This is a genomic window from Pseudomonas sp. TUM25319 (genome assembly GCF_056388475.1).
Genome location: NZ_CM150751.1, coordinates 1,431,027 through 1,449,058, shown reverse-complemented (window position 1 = coordinate 1,449,058; position 18,032 = coordinate 1,431,027). Strand labels below are relative to the sequence as shown.

24 protein-coding genes are annotated in these 18,032 nt (G+C 62.2%); 10 read left to right on the top strand and 14 right to left on the bottom strand.

Annotated features, from left to right (window positions below; genetic code table 11):
• Window position 1: 1 nt before the first annotated feature.
• The 9 genes from hisD to AC05QJ_RS06645 form a co-directional block, all read right to left on the bottom strand.
• On the bottom strand, window positions 2-1,327 hold the full coding sequence (gene hisD / locus AC05QJ_RS06685; protein ID WP_476746169.1) for a histidinol dehydrogenase: 1,326 nt from the start codon (window positions 1,325-1,327) through the stop codon (window positions 2-4).
• A 126-nt stretch (window positions 1,328-1,453) separates the two neighbouring features.
• Entirely contained in the window at window positions 1,454-2,089 is a 636-nt protein-coding gene (gene hisG / locus AC05QJ_RS06680) for an ATP phosphoribosyltransferase (RefSeq protein WP_009398242.1), read from the bottom strand.
• Between the two features lie 115 nt (window positions 2,090-2,204).
• On the bottom strand, window positions 2,205-3,470 hold the full coding sequence (gene murA / locus AC05QJ_RS06675) for a UDP-N-acetylglucosamine 1-carboxyvinyltransferase (RefSeq protein WP_274117753.1): 1,266 nt from the start codon (window positions 3,468-3,470) through the stop codon (window positions 2,205-2,207).
• Between the two features lie 23 nt (window positions 3,471-3,493).
• The gene (locus AC05QJ_RS06670; RefSeq protein ID WP_010223373.1) at window positions 3,494-3,733 is read right to left on the bottom strand and encodes a BolA family protein; all 240 of its coding nucleotides are present in this window, start codon (window positions 3,731-3,733) and stop codon (window positions 3,494-3,496) included.
• A gap of 116 nt (window positions 3,734-3,849) precedes the next feature.
• Complete coding sequence (locus AC05QJ_RS06665; protein WP_476746168.1) at window positions 3,850-4,155, bottom strand: STAS domain-containing protein; 306 nt, start codon at window positions 4,153-4,155, stop codon at window positions 3,850-3,852.
• Complete coding sequence (locus AC05QJ_RS06660; RefSeq protein WP_476746167.1) at window positions 4,152-4,817, bottom strand: MlaC/ttg2D family ABC transporter substrate-binding protein; 666 nt, start codon at window positions 4,815-4,817, stop codon at window positions 4,152-4,154. The genes AC05QJ_RS06665 and AC05QJ_RS06660 overlap by 4 nt, the downstream gene beginning before the upstream one ends.
• A gap of 9 nt (window positions 4,818-4,826) precedes the next feature.
• The gene (mlaD, locus tag AC05QJ_RS06655) at window positions 4,827-5,294 is read right to left on the bottom strand and encodes an outer membrane lipid asymmetry maintenance protein MlaD (protein ID WP_476746166.1); all 468 of its coding nucleotides are present in this window, start codon (window positions 5,292-5,294) and stop codon (window positions 4,827-4,829) included.
• Window positions 5,294-6,091 carry a lipid asymmetry maintenance ABC transporter permease subunit MlaE gene (gene mlaE / locus AC05QJ_RS06650; RefSeq protein WP_476746165.1) on the bottom strand — a complete coding sequence of 266 codons (798 nt, stop codon included), beginning with the start codon at window positions 6,089-6,091 and terminating at the stop codon, window positions 5,294-5,296. Before mlaE ends, mlaD begins: the two co-directional genes overlap by 1 nt.
• Window positions 6,092-6,901 (bottom strand): ATP-binding cassette domain-containing protein, encoded by an 810-nt coding sequence (locus tag AC05QJ_RS06645; RefSeq protein ID WP_476746164.1) that lies wholly within the window; start codon window positions 6,899-6,901, stop codon window positions 6,092-6,094.
• A gap of 291 nt (window positions 6,902-7,192) precedes the next feature.
• On the opposite strand from AC05QJ_RS06645, the gene AC05QJ_RS06640 reads away from it, so the two are divergent.
• From AC05QJ_RS06640 to AC05QJ_RS06595, 10 genes are all read left to right on the top strand, one after another.
• Window positions 7,193-8,167 (top strand): KpsF/GutQ family sugar-phosphate isomerase, encoded by a 975-nt coding sequence (locus tag AC05QJ_RS06640; RefSeq protein WP_476746163.1) that lies wholly within the window; start codon window positions 7,193-7,195, stop codon window positions 8,165-8,167.
• Window positions 8,167-8,688, top strand: coding sequence for a KdsC family phosphatase (locus AC05QJ_RS06635; RefSeq protein ID WP_476746162.1), 522 nt, complete (start codon window positions 8,167-8,169; stop codon window positions 8,686-8,688). Before AC05QJ_RS06640 ends, AC05QJ_RS06635 begins: the two co-directional genes overlap by 1 nt.
• 8 nt (window positions 8,689-8,696) lie before the next feature.
• Window positions 8,697-9,269 (top strand): LPS export ABC transporter periplasmic protein LptC, encoded by a 573-nt coding sequence (lptC, locus tag AC05QJ_RS06630; protein ID WP_476746161.1) that lies wholly within the window; start codon window positions 8,697-8,699, stop codon window positions 9,267-9,269.
• Entirely contained in the window at window positions 9,256-9,780 is a 525-nt protein-coding gene (gene lptA, locus AC05QJ_RS06625; protein WP_476746160.1) for a lipopolysaccharide transport periplasmic protein LptA, read from the top strand. Before lptC ends, lptA begins: the two co-directional genes overlap by 14 nt.
• Complete coding sequence (gene lptB, locus AC05QJ_RS06620; protein ID WP_095159609.1) at window positions 9,781-10,506, top strand: LPS export ABC transporter ATP-binding protein; 726 nt, start codon at window positions 9,781-9,783, stop codon at window positions 10,504-10,506.
• A gap of 177 nt (window positions 10,507-10,683) precedes the next feature.
• Entirely contained in the window at window positions 10,684-12,180 is a 1,497-nt protein-coding gene (locus AC05QJ_RS06615) for an RNA polymerase factor sigma-54 (RefSeq protein WP_476746159.1), read from the top strand.
• Window positions 12,181-12,261: 81 nt separating this feature from the next.
• Entirely contained in the window at window positions 12,262-12,570 is a 309-nt protein-coding gene (gene hpf / locus AC05QJ_RS06610; RefSeq protein WP_476746158.1) for a ribosome hibernation-promoting factor, HPF/YfiA family, read from the top strand.
• 12 nt (window positions 12,571-12,582) lie between these two features.
• A complete protein-coding gene (gene ptsN / locus AC05QJ_RS06605; protein WP_476746157.1) occupies window positions 12,583-13,047 on the top strand; it encodes a PTS IIA-like nitrogen regulatory protein PtsN in 465 nt (154 codons plus the stop codon).
• 2 nt (window positions 13,048-13,049) lie between these two features.
• Entirely contained in the window at window positions 13,050-13,904 is an 855-nt protein-coding gene (rapZ, locus tag AC05QJ_RS06600) for an RNase adapter RapZ (RefSeq protein WP_476746156.1), read from the top strand.
• A gap of 19 nt (window positions 13,905-13,923) precedes the next feature.
• Window positions 13,924-14,196: an HPr family phosphocarrier protein gene (locus AC05QJ_RS06595; protein ID WP_476746155.1), complete on the top strand. Its 273-nt coding sequence runs from the start codon at window positions 13,924-13,926 to the stop codon at window positions 14,194-14,196.
• 44 nt (window positions 14,197-14,240) lie between these two features.
• Here AC05QJ_RS06595 and AC05QJ_RS06590 read toward each other — a convergent pair whose 3' ends face one another.
• The 5 genes from AC05QJ_RS06590 to AC05QJ_RS06570 are packed head-to-tail and all read right to left on the bottom strand — an operon-like array spanning window position 14,241 to window position 18,017.
• The gene (locus tag AC05QJ_RS06590) at window positions 14,241-15,134 is read right to left on the bottom strand and encodes a ZIP family metal transporter (RefSeq protein ID WP_476746154.1); all 894 of its coding nucleotides are present in this window, start codon (window positions 15,132-15,134) and stop codon (window positions 14,241-14,243) included.
• 11 nt (window positions 15,135-15,145) lie between these two features.
• The gene (locus tag AC05QJ_RS06585; RefSeq protein ID WP_476746153.1) at window positions 15,146-15,757 is read right to left on the bottom strand and encodes a superoxide dismutase; all 612 of its coding nucleotides are present in this window, start codon (window positions 15,755-15,757) and stop codon (window positions 15,146-15,148) included.
• Window positions 15,758-16,219 carry a hypothetical protein gene (locus tag AC05QJ_RS06580; RefSeq protein ID WP_476746152.1) on the bottom strand — a complete coding sequence of 154 codons (462 nt, stop codon included), beginning with the start codon at window positions 16,217-16,219 and terminating at the stop codon, window positions 15,758-15,760.
• 27 nt (window positions 16,220-16,246) lie between these two features.
• Window positions 16,247-17,623 carry a class II fumarate hydratase gene (locus AC05QJ_RS06575; protein WP_476746151.1) on the bottom strand — a complete coding sequence of 459 codons (1,377 nt, stop codon included), beginning with the start codon at window positions 17,621-17,623 and terminating at the stop codon, window positions 16,247-16,249.
• Window positions 17,616-18,017 carry a FagA protein gene (locus tag AC05QJ_RS06570; RefSeq protein ID WP_476746150.1) on the bottom strand — a complete coding sequence of 134 codons (402 nt, stop codon included), beginning with the start codon at window positions 18,015-18,017 and terminating at the stop codon, window positions 17,616-17,618. Before AC05QJ_RS06570 ends, AC05QJ_RS06575 begins: the two co-directional genes overlap by 8 nt.
• Between the last annotated feature and the right edge of the window lie 15 nt (window positions 18,018-18,032).

Sequence of the window (18,032 nt, the reverse complement as noted above, 5' to 3'; positions counted from 1 at the left end):
TTCAGTTGCCCTCTTGGTCGGCAAGGATGCGGTATTCGGCACTGCGCGCGTGGGCGCTGAGGGACTCGCCGCGGGCCAGGACCGATGCGGTCTTGCCCAGCTCGGAAGCGCCCTGTTCGGAGCAGAAGATGATCGACGAACGCTTCTGGAAGTCATACACCCCCAGTGGCGACGAGAAACGCGCGGTGCCGGAGGTCGGCAGCACGTGGTTCGGGCCTGCACAGTAGTCACCCAGGGCTTCGCTGGTGTGGCGGCCCATGAAGATCGCGCCGGCGTGGCGGATCTGCGGCAGCCAGGCTTGCGGGTCGGCGACCGACAGCTCCAGGTGCTCCGGCGCGATGCGGTTGGCCACTTCCATCGCCTGTTGCATGTCACGCACATGAATCAGCGCGCCACGGTTGTCGATCGAGGTCCGGATGATCCCGGCGCGGTCCATGGTCGGCAGCAGCTTGTCGATGCTGGCGGCAACACGGTCGAGGAAGTCGGCATCCGGGCTGACCAGGATCGACTGGGCGTCCTCGTCGTGCTCGGCCTGGGAGAACAAGTCCATGGCGATCCAGTCAGGATCGGTCTGGCCATCGCAGACCACGAGGATTTCCGACGGACCGGCGATCATGTCGATACCGACCTGGCCGAACACATGGCGCTTGGCAGTGGCGACGTAGATGTTGCCCGGACCGACCACCTTGTCGACCTGCGGCACGCTCTCGGTACCGTAGGCCAGGGCCGCGACAGCCTGGGCGCCACCGATGGTGAATACCCGGTCGACACCGGCGATGCAGGCTGCTGCCAGCACCAGTTCATTGACCTCGCCACGCGGGGTTGGCACGACCATGACCACTTCGCTGACACCCGCGACCTTGGCCGGAATGGCGTTCATCAGCACCGACGACGGGTACGACGCCTTGCCGCCCGGCACATAGAGGCCCGCGCGGTCCAGCGGCGTGACTTTCTGGCCCAGGACAGTGCCGTCGGCTTCGGTGTAGCTCCAGGAGTCCTGCTTCTGCCGCTCGTGGTACAGACGCACGCGCTCGGCAGCCTTTTCCAGGGCCTGGCGCTGCTCGGGCGTGATACGGGTCAGTGCCAGTTCCAGGCGGTCACGGCCGAGGATCAGGTCGTCGATAGTCTTGGCGTCGACACCGTCGAAGCGCTGGGTGAACTCCACCAGCGCCGCGTCACCGCGCTCGCGCACGGCCTTGATGATGTCGAGGACTCGCTGGTTGACCGCGTCGTCGGACACGCTTTCCCAGCTCAGCAGATGATCCAGATGTCGGGCGAAATCCGGGTCAGCGGCATTGAGTCGGCGAATTGCAGTGGACGTGGTCATAGCTAAGGCCTCGGTAATTGGCGAATGCTCAGGGCGCCCTAAAGCTACCAGTCCATCCGCGCGGGCACCCGAGATAATTGGCTATGACGCGGATAGACGGGCGCGACAGATAGTCGCGCGCAGAGGTCAGCCGCGGTGTCGCGATTCCACGGCCTGACGCAGGGTGTCGATCAGGCTCTGGATGCGGGCATGCTGCATCTTCATGGAGGCTTTGTTGACCACCAGGCGGGAGCTGATGGTCGCGATGAGTTCCTGGGGTTCCAGGCCGTTGGCACGCAGGGTGTTGCCGGTGTCGACGACGTCGATGATCTTGTCGGCGAGGTTGACCAGCGGTGCCAGCTCCATCGAGCCGTAGAGCTTGATGATGTCGACCTGGCGGCCCTGTTCGGCGTAATAGCGCTTGGCGACGTTGACGAACTTGGTCGCCACCCGCAGACGGCCCTTGGGCTCTGGCGCACCGATGGCACCGGCGGTCATCAGCTTGCAGCGGGCGATGTTCAGGTCCAGCGGCTCGTACATGCCCTGGCCGCCGTATTCCATCAGTACGTCCTTGCCGGCAACACCCAGATCGGCGGCACCATGCTCGACATAGGTCGGCACGTCGGTGGCCCGCACGATCAGCAGGCGCACGTCGTCCTGGGTCGTGGGGATGATCAGTTTGCGGCTTTTGTCCGGATTCTCGGTCGGAACGATGCCCGCTTCCGCCAGCAGCGGCAGGGTATCGTCGAGAATGCGGCCCTTGGACAGCGCGATGGTCAACATGGGAAACGTCGGTCCTTATGCGGCTCAAAGCCGCCGGGTGCTTGCAGGCACGCGGCGGCGTTCAATTCAATTCATGGCGCGTCCCTGCGCCGCTCGGCTACTTTTAGCCCGAACCTCAGCCCGGTACGCGACGGATCTTCGCGCCCAGCATCTGCAGTTTTTCCTCGATGCACTCGTAGCCACGGTCGATGTGGTAGATGCGGTCGATCAGGGTATCGCCTTCGGCAACCAGCGCCGACAGCACCAGGCTGGCGGATGCACGCAGGTCAGTCGCCATCACGGGGGCGCCCTTGAGGGTCTTGGTCCCGGTGACGATGGCCGTATTGCCTTCGACCTGGATCTGCGCGCCCATGCGATGCATCTCGTAGACGTGCATGAAGCGGTTTTCGAAGATCGTCTCGATCACTGCACCCGTGCCTTCGGCAATGGCGTTGAGGGAGATGAACTGCGCCTGCATGTCGGTCGGGAAGGCCGGGTACGGAGCGGTACGCAGGTTGACGGCCTTCGGCCGCTTGCCGTGCATGTCCAGCTCGATCCAGTCTTCACCGGTGGTGACTTCGGCGCCGGCTTCCTTGAGCTTTTCGAGAACGGCTTCAAGGATGGTCGGATCGGTGTCCTTGACCTTGACGCGACCACCGGTGACGGCGGCGGCGACCAGGTAGGTACCGGTCTCGATACGGTCAGGCATGACGCGGTAGGTGGCCGAACCCAGGCGCTCGACGCCATCGATGGTGATGGTGTCGGTACCGGCGCCCTGGATCTTGGCACCCATGGCGATCAGGAAGTTGGCGAGGTCGACGACTTCCGGCTCGCGCGCGGCGTTCTGCAGCACGCTGCGGCCCTTGGCCAGGGCCGCGGCCATCATGATGTTCTCGGTACCGGTCACGCTGACGGTGTCGAAGAAGAAATGCGCGCCGCGCAGGCCGCCTTCAGGCGCCTTGGCCTTGATGTAGCCGCCTTCGACCTCGATCTTCGCGCCCATGGCTTCCAGACCGCGGATGTGCAGGTCAACCGGACGCGAGCCGATGGCGCAACCGCCTGGCAGGGCCACTTCGGCCTCGCCGAAACGCGCGACCATCGGGCCCAGTACCAGGATCGAGGCGCGCATGGTTTTCACCAGCTCATAAGGCGCGACCAGGGTCTTGATGGTACGGGGATCGATTTCCACCGAGAGCTTCTCGTCGATCACAGGCTCGATGCCCATGCGCCCGAACAGCTCGATCATGGTGGTGATGTCGTGCAGGTGCGGCAGGTTGCCAACGGTAACCGGGCCGTCGCACAGCAGGGTGGCCGAAAGGATCGGCAGGGCCGCGTTCTTGGCACCGGAAATGCGGATTTCGCCATCGAGGCGAACGCCGCCGGTAATAATCAGTTTGTCCATTTAAAGTCTCGCGCCACGTTGGCTCAGGTGCGCTCAGCCCAGGCTGCGCTGCTGAAAAATTTCATGGTTACCGCGTGAATGCTGCCATCGGTGATCCACGGATTAAGATGAGCATAGATCTGCTGCTGACGCTTGACCGGGCTCAGTGCCGCCAACTCGTCGCTGATCACGTTCAACTGGAAGTTGCAGCCTTCGCCTTCAACTTCGACCCGGGTTCCCGGCAACTTTTCTTCAAGGAAGTTCTTAACTTCTACGGCCTGCATGCTCAACCTCAATCGGCGCCCTGTGCGCGCGGGTCGGCCATCATACAAAAAAGCCCCTCGCCTGCGAACCCCGTAAGCGAGGACTCTGACAGAGGGGCCATCATGGATTCACGCTTTCACGACAACGTCAGGATCTCATCCAGCCCGTAGACCTCGGCAATCTCGCGCATGCCATGGGGCATGCCGCGTACCGCGAAGCCTTTGCCGCCTGCCTTGGCGTCACGCATGAAGGCAAGCAGCAAGGACAAGCCGACACTGCTGGATTGCTCGACCGCCGTGCAGTCGAGCACCAGTTCGCCCGCCTTGCTCGATGCGATCAGCGCCGCGCCCTGCTTGCGCAGAGCCGGGCCTGAACGATAGTCGAGGACACCGGCCAGGCTGAGAACGCCCGGCTCGGCCAGTTGGACGCTGCCGGTACTCATTGCGCCGGCTTCTTGGCCGCTTCACCGGCGGCGTCCTGGGTGGCTTCCTTGGCCTTGGCGACTTCACCGGCCCAGTTGTCGATGGTCTTGTCGAGGTCGTTGTTGTTGCGCGCCATGGCATCGGCGAACTGGTCGCGGAACAGCTTGCCGATGTTGATGCCGTTGACGATGACGTTACGCACCTTCCACTGGCCGTCGATCTTTTCCAGGGTGTAGGACACCGGATAGACCGCGCCGTTGGTGCCGGTGACCTTCATGCCGACGCTGGTGCGATCGCCATCCTCGGCCTTGGCCGGATCGACGGTAATGCCCTGGTTGTTGTATTCCAGCAGGGCATTGCCATAGAACTGCATCAGGCTGCGCTTGAAGTTTTCCTGGAAGCGCTGCATCTGCTCCGGCGTCGCCTTACGCGAATATTTCACGGTCATGATGCTTTTCGAGATGCCGTCGGCATCCACGACAGGCCCGAGAATAGCGTTCAGCGCGTCGTAGAACTGGCCAGGATTGGCCTTGTACTGCTCTTTGTTCGCTTTCAGGTCGTCCAACAGCTGAGTGGTGGTGCCCTGAATCACGTCATGGGCCGATTGGCCCGGTGCCGCCATCGCCAGCATCGGCAAAGCCGCCAGCAGCACGAGGAAGCCACGTCGCAGGATGGAAATCATGGAAACTCCTTATTTAGCTTCTTTGCCTACGGTATTGAGCAAAAACTTGCCAATCAGATCTTCCAGAACCAGCGCTGACTGGGTGTCGTGAATCACGCCGCCGTCCTTGAGCACCGAATCCTCCCCGCCCACGCTGATGCCGATGTACTTCTCGCCGAGCAAGCCGGCGGTCAGGATCGATGCCGTGGAGTCGACAGGCAGGTTGTCCACGCTCTTGTCCAGTTGCAGGGTCACCCGACCCGTGTAGGTATCGCGGTCCAGATCGATGGCAGTGACCTTGCCGATGGTCACACCGGCCATGGTCACTTTTGCTCTGACCGTCAAACCGGCGATATTGTCGAAATTCGCATAAAGTTTATAGGTATCGCTGCTGGGGCTGGCGGACAGGCCGCTGACGCGAAGGGCCAGCAGGAGCAGCGCCAGGATCCCGGCCAGAAGGAACAGGCCGACACCGATTTCCAGGGTGCGGTTTTGCATCAGAAATCTCCAAACATCAAGGCGGTCAGAATAAAGTCCAGGCCCAGGACTGCCAGGGAGGCGTAGACCACGGTCCGGGTGGTGGCTCGACTGATCCCTTCTGAGGTGGGCTCGCAGTCATAGCCTTGGAATACGGCAATCCATGTGACGACAAAGGCAAATACGACGCTCTTGATCACACCGTTGAGCACGTCATCGGTGAAGGACACGCTGTTCTGCATGTTCGACCAGAACGAGCCCTCATAGACGCCCAGCCAGTCCACCGCGACCCACGACCCGCCCCAGATGCCGACGACACTGAAGATCATCGCCAGCAGCGGCAGGGAAATGAAGCCGGCCCACAGGCGGGGCGCAACAATGTACTTGAGCGGGTCGACACCGATCATTTCCAGGCTGGAAAGCTGCTCGGTGGACTTCATGTTGCCGATTTCGGCGGTGAGCGCCGAGCCGGCCCGCCCTGCGAACAGGAGCGCGGTGACCACCGGCCCCAGCTCGCGCAACAGGGTCAGGGCGACCATCTGCCCCACGGCCTGCTCCGATCCGTACTTGGTCAGGATACTGAAGCCCTGCAGCGCCAGGACCATGCCGATGAAGACGCCGGACACCACGATGATCGCCAGCGACAGCACACCCACCGAATACAACTGGCGAACCAGCAACTGGAACCCGCCGCCGATGCCGCCGCGCCCAACCAGCGCATGCAGCAGGAACAGGCAGGAACGCCCCATCACCGCGACCACGTCGATGGCCGAACGGCCGAAACGGCGGATACGTTCGAGTAAGGATTTTCTGCGCATCTAACGCTTCCCCAGCAGATCGGCGCGATAGTCAGGCGCAGGAAAATGGAAAGGCACCGGCCCGTCGGGGTCGCCTTTCATGAATTGACGGATGCGAGGGTTGTCCGAGCTCATCAGCTCCTGGGGCGTGCCCTGGCCGAGGACCTGGCCATCGCCCACGACATAAATGTAGTCGGCGATGCTGGCCGTCTCCGCCAGATCGTGGGAGACCACGATGCTGGTGATGCCCAGGGCATCATTGAGCAGGCGGATCAACCGGACCAGAACGCCCATGGCGATCGGGTCCTGACCGACGAACGGCTCGTCGTACATGAGGATCTGCGGATCCAGCGCGATGGCCCGGGCCAGCGCCACACGGCGCTTCATGCCGCCGGACAGCTCGTCCGGCATCAGCTCGATGGCGCCACGCAGGCCGACGGCCTGGAGCTTCATCAGGACGATGTCGCGGATCATTTCCTCGGACAGCTTGGTGTGCACGCGCAGCGGAAAGGCGACGTTCTCGAACACGTCGAGGTCGGTGAACAGCGCGCCGCTCTGGAACAGCACGCCCATCTGCTTGCGGGCATCGAACAGGTCGCTGCGCGACAGCGTCGGCAGATTCTGCCCTGCCACCCAGACTTCGCCGCTGGCGGGCCGCAGTTGCGCGCCCATCAGACGCAACAGCGTGGTCTTGCCGCATCCGGAAGGCCCCATGATGCCGGTGACCTTGCCTTTGGGAATGCGTATGTCGACATTATTGAAGATGCTGCGCGAACCGCGTTTGAAGGTGACGCCCTTCAACTCGACCGCGTAGGCGTTATCAACGCTCATCTAGACTCCTTGCGATGCAGCCTTGTCACTCAGACGCACGCCCCCTTCATGGAGGCACGCTCGCGCTGAGCGGGCCGAACTGGTGGCGAACTATAGCACCGCAGGCAAGCCCTTCCCAAGGCCATCACGCAGCCTGTTCAGGCCCTGTACAGGACACTGCCGGACACCCGGGAAGGGAACCGGCAGCGGGAAAAACCCTCAAACGGACGCACGCCGGGTAATCCGCAGGTGAGGCTTTCGCGCATTACCGCTATAATCCCGGCCTTTTCATCAGGCACTCCGATTTTCGACATGAGCCAATCCACCGACCTGATCCAATCCGCACAGCGCACCATCCGCTACGAAATCGAAGCGGTAGAGGGCCTGCTGGCCCACATCGATGCCGATTTCGTCAAAGCCTGCGAACTGATCCTGGAAAGCAAGGGCCGCGTTGTCGTGGTGGGTATGGGCAAGTCCGGGCACATCGGCAACAAGATCGCTGCCACCCTGGCCAGCACCGGCACCCCGGCGTTCTTCGTTCACCCCGCCGAGGCCAGCCATGGCGACATGGGCATGATCACCCGGGATGACGTGATCCTGGCACTGTCCAACTCCGGCTCCACCGCCGAAATCGTCACCCTGCTGCCATTGATCAAGCGCCTGGGCATCAAGCTCATCAGCCTGACCGGCAACCCCGACTCGCCCCTCGCCAAGGCCGCCGAGATCAACCTCGACGCCCGTGTTGCCCAGGAAGCCTGCCCGCTCAACCTGGCACCGACCTCCTCGACCACCGCGGCGCTGGCCCTGGGTGACGCCCTGGCCATTGCCCTGCTCGAAGCCCGCGGTTTCACCGCGGAAGACTTCGCCTTCTCGCACCCCGGCGGCGCCCTGGGCCGCCGCCTGCTGCTCAAGGTCGAGAACGTGATGCACGCCGGCAACGAATTGCCACAAGTTCAGCGCGGCACCCTGCTCAAGGACGCCCTGCTGGAAATGTCGCGCAAGGGCCTGGGCATGACCGTGGTCACCGAGGCCGATGGCCGGCTGGCCGGGATCTTCACCGACGGCGACCTGCGCCGCAGCCTCGACCGCAACATCGACGTTCACAAGACGCTGATCGAAGAAGTGATGACTGTCCACGGCAAGACCGCCCGTCCCGACATGCTCGCGGCCGAGGCCTTGAAAATCATGGAAGACCACAAGATCAACGCCCTGGTGGTGGTGGACAAGGCCGACCTGCCGGTCGGGGCCCTGAACATGCACGACCTGCTGCGCGCCGGAGTACTGTGATGAATACCCTGTTGCAACGTGGCAAGGCCATCAAGCTGGCCGTTTTCGACGTGGATGGCGTGCTCACCGACGGGCGGCTGTACTTCCTCGAGGACGGCAGCGAATTCAAGACGTTCAACACCCTCGACGGCCAGGGCATCAAGATGCTCATGCATTCGGGCGTGACCACTGCGATCATCAGCGGACGCAAGACCCCGGTGGTGGAACGCCGCGCGAAGAACCTCGGCATCCCGCACCTTTACCAGGGACGCGAAGACAAACTGGTGGTTCTGGACGAGCTTCTCGGCCAGCTCGGCCTAAGCTACGAAGAAGTCGCCTACCTGGGTGACGACCTGCCCGATCTGCCGGTGATCCGCCGGGTCGGCCTGGGCATGGCGGTCGCCAATGCCGCGCCATTCGTACGCCAGCACGCCCACGGCGTGACCCAGGCCCGCGGCGGCGAAGGCGCGGCCCGCGAGTTCTGCGAGCTGATCCTGCAGGCCCAGGGCAACCTGGAAGCTGCAAACGCCCATTACCTGTAGAGCACGACATGTTCAGCAAGAAGATTCGCAATATCGCGCTGCTCAGCGTGATCGCCGCACTGCTCGTCGCGATTGGCTACTGGAACGTTACGCCGGAGCGCTTCCTCGACCAGCCGGTAGCGCAGGTCGACGAAAGTGCCATCGACTACTATGCAATCAACGCCCACAGTGTGCAGTTCCTGCCCGACGGCAAACTGCAGTACGAAATGACCGCGGACAAGGTCGAGCATCTCAAGGCGAGCGAGGTCACTGTGCTGACCAAGCCCGACCTGCAGATGTACCGCGGAACCACCTACCCGTGGCATGTGCAGAGCGAGCGCGGCGAGGTCAATCCGGATGGCACCGAGGTCGAACTGATCGACTCGGTCCGGGTTGCCCGCACCGACGAAAAAGACCGCACCACCATCATTACCTCGAGTCGCATGACGGTATTCCCGCAGAAGCAATATGCGCAAACCGAGCAAGACGTTAGAATCGACGGCGCCGGTGGCGTGACTACGGGCAAGGGAATGAAAGCGTATTTGAAAGACGGCAGGATGGACCTGCTGTCCAACGTAAGAGGACAGTATGAGGCTCGTTAAAACCCTCCCCTTTTTGCTCAGCCTGAGCGCGGCACTGGGAAGCGCGAGCGCCTGGGCCTTGCCTAACGATCGCGATCAGCCGATCCGCATCCAGGCAGACAACGCCCAACTGGACGACAAGAAAGGCATCGCCACCTATACCGGCGATGTGATCATCACCCAGGGTTCGATGAAGATCACCGGCAATACCGTGACGCTGACACGCGCCGCCAACGGCGACATCGACGTGGTGACCTCTGTCGGTACCCGGGCCTACTTCGAACAGCAGCAGAGTACCGACAAGCCGGACAAGATGCAGGGCTGGGCCAAGCAGATCCAGTACCAGGCCCAGAGGGACACCATTGTCCTCACCGATGACGCCAAAGTGGTGAATGAAGGCAACACCACCGAAGGCGAGAAGATCGTCTACAACACCAAGACCCAGGTCGCCACCGCCGGTCGCTCACCGGGTGTCACGACACCACGTCAGCGCATCGACATGGTGATCCAGCCGAAGAAGAAGGCCGAGTAAATGGCAACCCTCAAAGCCCAGCACCTGGCCAAGAGCTACAAGAGCCGACAAGTCGTCCGCGACGTCAGCCTGTCGATCGACAGCGGCCAGATCGTTGGCCTGCTCGGCCCGAACGGTGCCGGCAAGACCACCTGTTTCTACATGATCGTCGGCCTGGTGCAGGCCGACCAGGGTCGGGTACTGATCGACGACCTGGATGTCAGCCACCAGCCCATGCATGGCCGCGCACGCGCCGGCATCGGCTACCTGCCGCAGGAAGCCTCGATCTTCCGCAAGCTGTCGGTGGCCGACAACATCATGGCGATTCTGGAAACCCGCAAGGAACTGGACCGAGAGGGGCGGCGCAAGGAGCTGGAAAGCCTGCTGCAGGAATTCCACATCAGCCACATCCGCGACAACCTCGGCATGAGCCTTTCCGGCGGCGAACGTCGCCGGGTCGAGATTGCCCGGGCGCTGGCGACGGCACCCAAGTTCATCCTGCTCGACGAACCCTTTGCCGGTGTCGACCCGATCTCGGTCGGCGACATCAAGCAGATCATTCACCACCTCAAGGCCAAGGGCATCGGTGTACTGATCACCGACCACAACGTCCGCGAGACCCTGGATATCTGCGAAACCGCTTACATTGTCAACGATGGCCAACTGATCGCCGAGGGCGATTCGGAAACCATCCTGGCCAACCAACTGGTGAAAGAGGTTTACCTCGGCCACGAGTTCCGCCTCTAGGTTCGAGGCACCGGACTGATGGAGCGCTGGCTTTAAGCCATTATTCACGGCTTATTTCTTACAGCGCTCTAGGCAAACGCTGCAATTTCAGGCATATATCTTGCTTAAAATTGGCGCCCGGCGCCCGTGTAGTAGATGGCGCATGCGCGCCGGCGAATAAGGTGTAAAGCCCCAGCCATGAAACCATCGCTCGTCCTAAGAATGGGCCAGCAACTGACGATGACCCCGCAGTTGCAACAGGCCATCCGTCTGCTCCAGCTTTCCACGCTGGACCTGCAGCAGGAAATCCAGGAAGCCCTGGAGTCCAACCCGATGCTCGAACGCCAGGAAGAAGGCGACGACTTCGACAACAGCGACCCCATGGCCGACAACGTCGAGTCCAAGCCGGTCGCCGAGTCGCAGGAGAGCAGCTTCGAGCAGTCCGTCGCCACCCCGGCGGACAACCTCGAGGAAGGCGAATGGAGCGAGCGCATCCCCAATGAGCTGCCGGTCGATACCGCCTGGGAAGATATCTACCAGACCAGCGCCAGCAGCCTGCCCAGCAACGACGATGACGAGTGGGACTTCACCACCCGCACCTCGGCGGGCGAGAGCCTGCAGAGCCACCTGCTGTGGCAGTTGAACCTGGCACCGATGTCGGACACCGATCGCCTGATCGCCGTGACCCTGATCGATTGCATCAACAGCCAGGGCTATCTCGACGAAACCCTGGAAGAAATCTGCGAATCCTTCGACCCTGAGCTCGACATCGAGCTGGATGAGGTCGAAGCGGTCCTGCACCGCATCCAGCAGTTCGAACCTGCCGGCATCGGCGCACGCAACCTGAGCGAATGCCTGCTGCTGCAATTGCGCCAGCTTCCTGCCAGCACCCCGTGGATGGCCGAGGCCCAGCGCCTGGTCAATGACTACATCGACCTGCTGGGCAGCCGCGACTACAGCCAGTTGATGCGCCGCATGAAGCTCAAGGAAGACGAACTGCGCCAGGTCATCGAGCTGGTCCAGAGCCTCAACCCGCGTCCCGGCTCGCAGATCGAATCCAGCGAACCCGAATACGTGGTTCCCGACGTGATCGTGCGCAAGGACAACGAACGCTGGCTGGTAGAGCTCAACCAGGAGGCCGTTCCGCGGCTGCGGGTCAATCCGCAGTATGCCGGCTTCGTCCGCCGTGCCGACACCAGCGCCGACAACACCTTCATGCGCAATCAGTTGCAGGAAGCGCGCTGGTTCATCAAGAGCCTGCAGAGCCGCAACGAAACACTGATGAAGGTGGCGACCCAGATCGTCGAACACCAGCGCGGCTTCCTGGATCATGGCGACGAGGCCATGAAGCCGCTGGTCCTGCACGATATCGCCGAGGCGGTGGGCATGCACGAATCGACCATTTCACGGGTCACCACCCAGAAATACATGCACACGCCCCGCGGAATCTACGAGCTGAAGTACTTTTTCTCCAGCCACGTCAGCACCTCCGAGGGCGGCGAATGCTCGTCCACTGCGATCCGCGCGATCATCAAGAAACTGGTTGCTGCGGAAAATCAGAAAAAGCCATTGAGTGACAGCAAGATCGCTGGTTTACTGGAGGCACAAGGCATCCAGGTAGCACGTCGCACCGTCGCCAAGTACCGCGAGTCCCTCGGCATCGCACCGTCGAGTGAGCGCAAGCGATTGATGTGACCTTCCCTGAGGTGTGCCATCGCAATTCAGTGGCAGGCGCAACACCTGCCTCTTTATGCACGGCAATAAAGGAGAAGCAGTATGCAAGTCAACATCAGTGGACAACATGTAGAAGTCACTCCTCCACTGCGCGACTACGTCGAGCAGAAGCTGAAGCGCCTTGAGGGTCATTTTGACAAGATCACCAACGTGACGGTCATCATGAAGGTCGAGAAACTCCAGCAGAAAGTGGAGGCGACCCTGCAGATTCCCGGTGGTGAGGTGGTTGCAAACGCCGAACACCAAGACATGTATGCCGCCATCGACGCCTTGGCCGACAAGCTCGACCGTCAATTGAAAAAACACAAGGAAAAACAGCAAAGCCTGCTGCAAGGCGCAGCCGCCCGCTGATACCCCTCATCCATGATCCGACTTGAATCCATCCTGACCCCCGGCCGTTCCCTCGTGAACGTGCCGGGAGGCAGTAAAAAGCGCGCACTCGAACAGATCGCCAACCTGATCGGGAAAGAAGTTCCCGAACTGGAAACCCAGGATGTTTTCGAAAGCCTGATCGCTCGCGAAAAACTGGGCTCCACAGGCTTCGGCAATGGCATTGCCATTCCCCACTGCCGCCTGAAAGGCTGCTCCAATCCGGTCAGCGCACTGCTGCACCTGGAAGCCCCCATCGATTTCGACGCCATCGACGGCGCCCCGGTTGACCTGCTGTTCGTGCTGCTGGTCCCGGAAGCGGCCACCGATGCCCACCTGGAATTGTTGCGCCAGATTGCCAGCATGCTCGACCGCAAGGATGTACGCGATCGGCTACGCGCCGCAGGTAGCAACGAAGCCTTGTACCAGGTCGTCCTGGACGTACAGAACGAGCCCTGAGCATGCGCCTGATCATCGTCAGTGGCCGTTCCGGCTCCGGCAAGAGCACCGCCCTGGATGTGCTGGAAGACAATGGCTTCTACTGCATCGACAACCTGCCTGCAGGGTTGCTGCCGCAACTGGCGGAAAGTGCACTGATCAACACGGAGCTGCTGCAGCCGCGGGTCGCTGTATCGATCGACGCGCGCAACCTGCCCAGCCACCTGAGCCGCTTTCCGGAACTGCTCGACGAAGCCCGCGCCCGGCACATCCAGTGCGACGTACTGTATCTGGACGCTGACGAAGACACGCTGCTCAAGCGTTTTTCCGAAACCCGGCGACGTCACCCGCTGACCAACCAGGACCGCTCTCTCGCCGAGGCCATTCGCGTCGAAAGCGAACTGCTGAGCCCGATCGCCGACCTTGCGGACCTGAAGATCGACACCACCAGCCTGAACCTCTATCAGTTGCGGGATTCGATCAAGCTGCGGCTGCTCAACCAGCCGGAGCCAGGCACAGCCTTCCTGGTGGAGTCCTTTGGCTTCAAGCGGGGCATGCCGGTCGATGCCGACGTGGTGTTCGATGTGCGGTGCCTGCCCAATCCCTACTGGAAGCCGGAACTGCGCGAACATTCCGGCCTCGATCAACCTGTGATCGACTACCTGGCGGCTCAACCGGATGTCGAAGAAATGTTCCAGGACATTTCCTCCTACCTGCTCAAGTGGCTGCCGCGCTTCGCTGCCAGCAACAGAGCCTATGTCACCATCGCCATTGGCTGCACTGGCGGTCATCATCGCTCCGTGTACCTGACCGAACGCCTGGGCCAGTTGCTGCAACCCATTTTGAAGAACGTCCAGGTTCGCCACCGCGACCTCTAGTCCACAGGATCACTCCGCGATGCCCGCTATCGAAATCGAGATCATCAACAAGCTGGGGCTGCATGCCCGGGCGGCGGCCAAGTTCGTTGGCGTGGCAGGCAAGTTTCCTTGCACGGTCAGGGTCGGCAGGACACCCCAGAGTCAGGTGGACGGCAAGAGCATCATGGCGGTGATGATGCTGGCCGCCGGCAAAGGCACCACGGTGCACCTGTCCACCGAAGGCGAACAGGACCAGGAAGCCCTGGACGCACTGAAGGCCCTGATCAACAACTTCTTCGACGAAGGCGAGTGATACCCGCCCATTGATAAGCCCGCCATTCGGCGGGCTTTTTGCTTTCAGGACAGCGCGGTATCCATAACCATCATCAGGCAGAAGCCGACGCACAGGCCAAGACTGGCCAGTCGATGGTGGCCATTGGCTCTGGACTCGGGAATGATCTCCTGAGTCACCACCAGCAACATGGCACCGGCTGCAAAAGCCAGCCCAAGCGGCAGCGCCATTTCGGCAAACCGTACCAGCCAGGCACACAGCACGGCGGCCGCCGGTTCCACCAGACCCGATGCCGCACCGATCAGAAACGCCTTGAAGCGCTCCATCCCGGCGCCTGCCAGCACCAGTGCAATCACCAGCCCTTCAGGCACATCCTGCAGCGCAATACCCATCGCCAGACTGTCGGCATCCGGCATCCCGCCACCGGCAGAAACACCTATGGCCATGCCTTCCGGAATGTTGTGGGCAATGATCGCGATCACGAACACCCAGATCCGCGCCGGCACCACCGGCTGAGTCCCGGAAGCGACGAGCGCCTCGGGCGAGGCCCCGGCAAGCTGGCGATCGACCAGATACAGGCAGAAAGCGCCGCAGAGCAGGCCCAGGCTGATCAGGCCGCCCGCGCCCCACTTGCCGAAGCCCACTGCCTGGGCCGCATCCAGCCCCGGAATGATCAGCGAGAACGCCGTCGCCGCCAGCATCACACCGGCGCCGAAGCCCAGAAGGGTATCGGCCAGTGCCACCGGCATGTTGCGGATCACCAGGACCGGCACGGCACCCAGGGCCGTGCCCAACGCGCATAACGCACCACCCTCCAGTGCCCGCAGCATGCGGGGCTCCAGATCCAGCCAGGCGATCCCCTGCGCCACCAGCAAGGCCGTACCGATCAAGAGCAGCAAGGTCCCCAGCGCCAGGCGGAACAAGCGCACACTGCTGATGGACAACACATCCGAACGCATCCGGCAGTCACTCACGCCAGCGCGGCAACGTAACGCCGCTCTACTTCGGCCCAATCGACCACGTTGTAGAAGGCGTTGATGTATTCCGGACGGCGGTTCTGATACAGCAGGTAGTAAGCGTGTTCCCAGACGTCCAGCCCCAGGATCGGCGTGTTGCCGTTCATCAGCGGGCTGTCCTGGTTACCACTGCTCTCTACCACAACCTTCTTCTCGGGGGTGACGCTCAACCAGGCCCAGCCGCTACCGAAGCGCGTCAGAGCAGCCTTGGTGAAGGCGTCCTTGAACGCCTCGAAACCACCCAACTGTTCGTCGATCGCCTTGGCAACCGAACCTTGTGGTACGCCACCGCCCGTCGGCGACATGACGGTCCAGAACAGCGTGTGGTTGGCGTGACCGCCGCCCTGGTTGATCACCGCCGCCTGCAGGCTCTGCGGCAGTTGCTTGACCGCAGCGACCAGCTTCTCCACCGGCCATTCAGCCCACTCGGTACCCTCGAGGGCAGCGTTGAGGTTGTTGATGTAGGTCTGGTGGTGCTTGGTGTGGTGAATCTGCATGGTCTGGGTATCGATGTGCGGCTCCAGCGCATCGTAGGCGTACGGCAATGCAGGCAAGGTATGTGGCATTTAGTGGATTCCTTGTTGGAAGGCTCGGGAGATCACGGGGTCCTGGCCAGCCAGCACGCCGGGTTGCGGCTCCTGTCGGTAGAGCAGGCGTTCGGTGCGCGGATACTGGCCGTATTCACTGATGAAATTGAGAAGCTCGGTGTAGGTCTTGCCGCTCTGGCGCAGGGCAGCGTCACGCAGCGCCTGCGACAGACGCATGTCCTGACTGGCTCGCAGCAGCCGCTGGTGGATCGCGCAGAGGTACTCGGCGCTTTCCTGCGGCTGCTTCAGGCGCAGATGAAGGTCCGCCAGGTTGTGATGGGAAATCACACAGGCGGCGACCGCTTCGTCGGCGTCATGCCAGCGTTCGAAGAGCACCTGGGCCAACGCCAGGGCCTGCAAGTAAAGCTCGCGGGCATCGACCAGATCACCCTGGTTGAACAGGCGGTTGGCGATTTCGGTGGTGCGTTTCCAATGCTGCATGGCAAACCTCCAAAGCGGTGTGCGGCGTCAGATGCCGCCGGCGGTGAGCTTCTCCGGATCCAGCAGGACTTCCAGCTGGGTACGTGACAGCTCGGTGTGCTCCAGCGCGACGTCGATGATCGGACGCCCTTGCTTGTAAGCGGTCTTGGCGATTTCGGCGGCTTTCTGATAACCGATGATCGGGTTCAGCGCGGTCACCAGAATCGGGTTGCGTGCCAGGGCTTCCTTGAGCTTCGGCTCGTTGACCTTGAAGCTGGCGATGGCCTTGTCGGCCAGCAAGCGGCTGGCGTTGGCCATCAGCTCGATGCTGTCGAGCAGGTTCGAAGCGATCACCGGCAGCATCACGTTCAGCTCGAAGTTGCCGGACTGGCCAGCGATGGCGATGGTGGCGTCGTTGCCGATGACCTGAGCGGCGACCATGGCGGTGGCTTCCGGAATGACCGGATTGACCTTGCCCGGCATGATCGAGGAGCCCGGCTGCAAGCCTTCCAGCTCGATCTCGCCAAGGCCGGCCAGCGGGCCGGAGTTCATCCAGCGCAGGTCGTTGGCGATCTTCATCAGGGCCACGGCGGTCGCCTTGAGCTGACCGGACACGGCAACGGCAGTGTCCTGGGAGCCGATCAGGGCGAACAGGTTTTCCCCTGGCACGAACTCGACCTGGGTCAGGCCGCTCAACTGCCTGGCAAACAAGCCGGAGAACTGTGGATGCGCGTTGATCCCGGTGCCGACGGCAGTTCCACCCTGGGCCAGCGATTGCAGGCTGGGCAGGCTGTCGCGCAGGTGACCGATGCTGGCCTTGATCTGCTGCGCCCAGCCACCGAGCACCTGGCTCATACGCACCGGCATGGCATCCATCAGGTGGGTACGGCCGGTCTTGACGAACGGATGCACCTGCTCGGCCTTGGCCTCGATCACCTTGACCAGATGCTCCAGCGCCGGCAGCAGTTGCTCGTGCAGGGCCAGCGCGGCACTGACATGGATGGTGGTAGGGATGATGTCGTTGCTGCTCTGGCCGCAGTTGACGTGATCGTTGGGGTTGACCGTGTCGCCCAGCACGCGACTGGCGAGGGTCGCGATCACTTCGTTGGCGTTCATGTTGGAGCTGGTGCCGGAGCCGGTCTGGAACACATCCACCGGGAAGTGCTGCATGAAATCGCCGGCCAGCAGTTGTTCCACGGCCGCGACGATGGCCTCGCCCTGAGCCGCGGTCACTTGTTCGAGCTCAACGTTGGCCTTGGCCGCAGCAGCCTTGGCCAGCAGCAGTGCCCGAATGAACTGGGTCGGCATGCGTTGCTGGCTGATCGGGAAGTTGTTGACCGCGCGCTGGGTCTGAGCGCCGTACAGGGCCTCGGCTGGCACCTGCAGTTCGCCCATGCTGTCACGCTCGATACGGGTATTACTCATCATCAAGTCCTTGCATCAGTTCAGCGGAAGAAATCGAAGGCAACAGCGTGCAATTCGCCAGTTGCAGTGCCAGCGGCTGCCAGCGCTGTCCCTGCTCGCCGCCATCGAGCTTGCGCAGTTGCAGCAAGGGGCGCCACGCCTGGTCCAGGCACAGGCAGCGCCAATGCCACGGCAACATGCGGTCGCAGGCGGTATCGAGCAGAAGACGGAAAGAAGTCAGGGCAACGGTCCACGCCGAGGTATCGGTGCAACAGACCAGATAGCGCCCTTCAGCGAGGTAGTGCTCGATCAGGCGCGGCTCGTCGGGCTCGAGTGCGCAGCGAATGCGCCGGCTCAGCCAGCGCCAGTTTTCCAGGTAGGGCAGTTCGTGGAGGACTGGTTTCATGAACATCATCACACCAAGATAATG

Bases quoted from the DNA above. Each gene is read 5' to 3' on its own strand.
- AC05QJ_RS06640 (WP_476746163.1), top strand. From the start codon at position 7,193: ATGAGCCAATCCACCGACCTGATCCAATCCGCACAGCGCACCATCCGC.
- rapZ (WP_476746156.1), top strand. From the start codon at position 13,050: ATGCGCCTGATCATCGTCAGTGGCCGTTCCGGCTCCGGCAAGAGCACC.
- AC05QJ_RS06585 (WP_476746153.1), bottom strand. From the start codon at position 15,757: ATGCCACATACCTTGCCTGCATTGCCGTACGCCTACGATGCGCTGGAG.
- AC05QJ_RS06575 (WP_476746151.1), bottom strand. From the start codon at position 17,623: ATGAGTAATACCCGTATCGAGCGTGACAGCATGGGCGAACTGCAGGTG.
- lptA (WP_476746160.1), top strand. From the start codon at position 9,256: ATGAGGCTCGTTAAAACCCTCCCCTTTTTGCTCAGCCTGAGCGCGGCA.
- hpf (WP_476746158.1), top strand. From the start codon at position 12,262: ATGCAAGTCAACATCAGTGGACAACATGTAGAAGTCACTCCTCCACTG.
- AC05QJ_RS06665 (WP_476746168.1), bottom strand. From the start codon at position 4,155: ATGAGTACCGGCAGCGTCCAACTGGCCGAGCCGGGCGTTCTCAGCCTG.
- mlaD (WP_476746166.1), bottom strand. From the start codon at position 5,294: ATGCAAAACCGCACCCTGGAAATCGGTGTCGGCCTGTTCCTTCTGGCC.
- AC05QJ_RS06590 (WP_476746154.1), bottom strand. From the start codon at position 15,134: ATGCGTTCGGATGTGTTGTCCATCAGCAGTGTGCGCTTGTTCCGCCTG.
- AC05QJ_RS06570 (WP_476746150.1), bottom strand. From the start codon at position 18,017: ATGATGTTCATGAAACCAGTCCTCCACGAACTGCCCTACCTGGAAAAC.
- AC05QJ_RS06615 (WP_476746159.1), top strand. From the start codon at position 10,684: ATGAAACCATCGCTCGTCCTAAGAATGGGCCAGCAACTGACGATGACC.
- AC05QJ_RS06660 (WP_476746167.1), bottom strand. From the start codon at position 4,817: ATGATTTCCATCCTGCGACGTGGCTTCCTCGTGCTGCTGGCGGCTTTG.
- AC05QJ_RS06645 (WP_476746164.1), bottom strand. From the start codon at position 6,901: ATGAGCGTTGATAACGCCTACGCGGTCGAGTTGAAGGGCGTCACCTTC.
- AC05QJ_RS06670 (WP_010223373.1), bottom strand. From the start codon at position 3,733: ATGCAGGCCGTAGAAGTTAAGAACTTCCTTGAAGAAAAGTTGCCGGGA.
- AC05QJ_RS06580 (WP_476746152.1), bottom strand. From the start codon at position 16,219: ATGCAGCATTGGAAACGCACCACCGAAATCGCCAACCGCCTGTTCAAC.
- AC05QJ_RS06635 (WP_476746162.1), top strand. From the start codon at position 8,167: ATGAATACCCTGTTGCAACGTGGCAAGGCCATCAAGCTGGCCGTTTTC.
- ptsN (WP_476746157.1), top strand. From the start codon at position 12,583: ATGATCCGACTTGAATCCATCCTGACCCCCGGCCGTTCCCTCGTGAAC.
- AC05QJ_RS06595 (WP_476746155.1), top strand. From the start codon at position 13,924: ATGCCCGCTATCGAAATCGAGATCATCAACAAGCTGGGGCTGCATGCC.
- murA (WP_274117753.1), bottom strand. From the start codon at position 3,470: ATGGACAAACTGATTATTACCGGCGGCGTTCGCCTCGATGGCGAAATC.
- lptC (WP_476746161.1), top strand. From the start codon at position 8,697: ATGTTCAGCAAGAAGATTCGCAATATCGCGCTGCTCAGCGTGATCGCC.
- hisG (WP_009398242.1), bottom strand. From the start codon at position 2,089: ATGTTGACCATCGCGCTGTCCAAGGGCCGCATTCTCGACGATACCCTG.
- hisD (WP_476746169.1), bottom strand. From the start codon at position 1,327: ATGACCACGTCCACTGCAATTCGCCGACTCAATGCCGCTGACCCGGAT.
- lptB (WP_095159609.1), top strand. From the start codon at position 9,781: ATGGCAACCCTCAAAGCCCAGCACCTGGCCAAGAGCTACAAGAGCCGA.
- mlaE (WP_476746165.1), bottom strand. From the start codon at position 6,091: ATGCGCAGAAAATCCTTACTCGAACGTATCCGCCGTTTCGGCCGTTCG.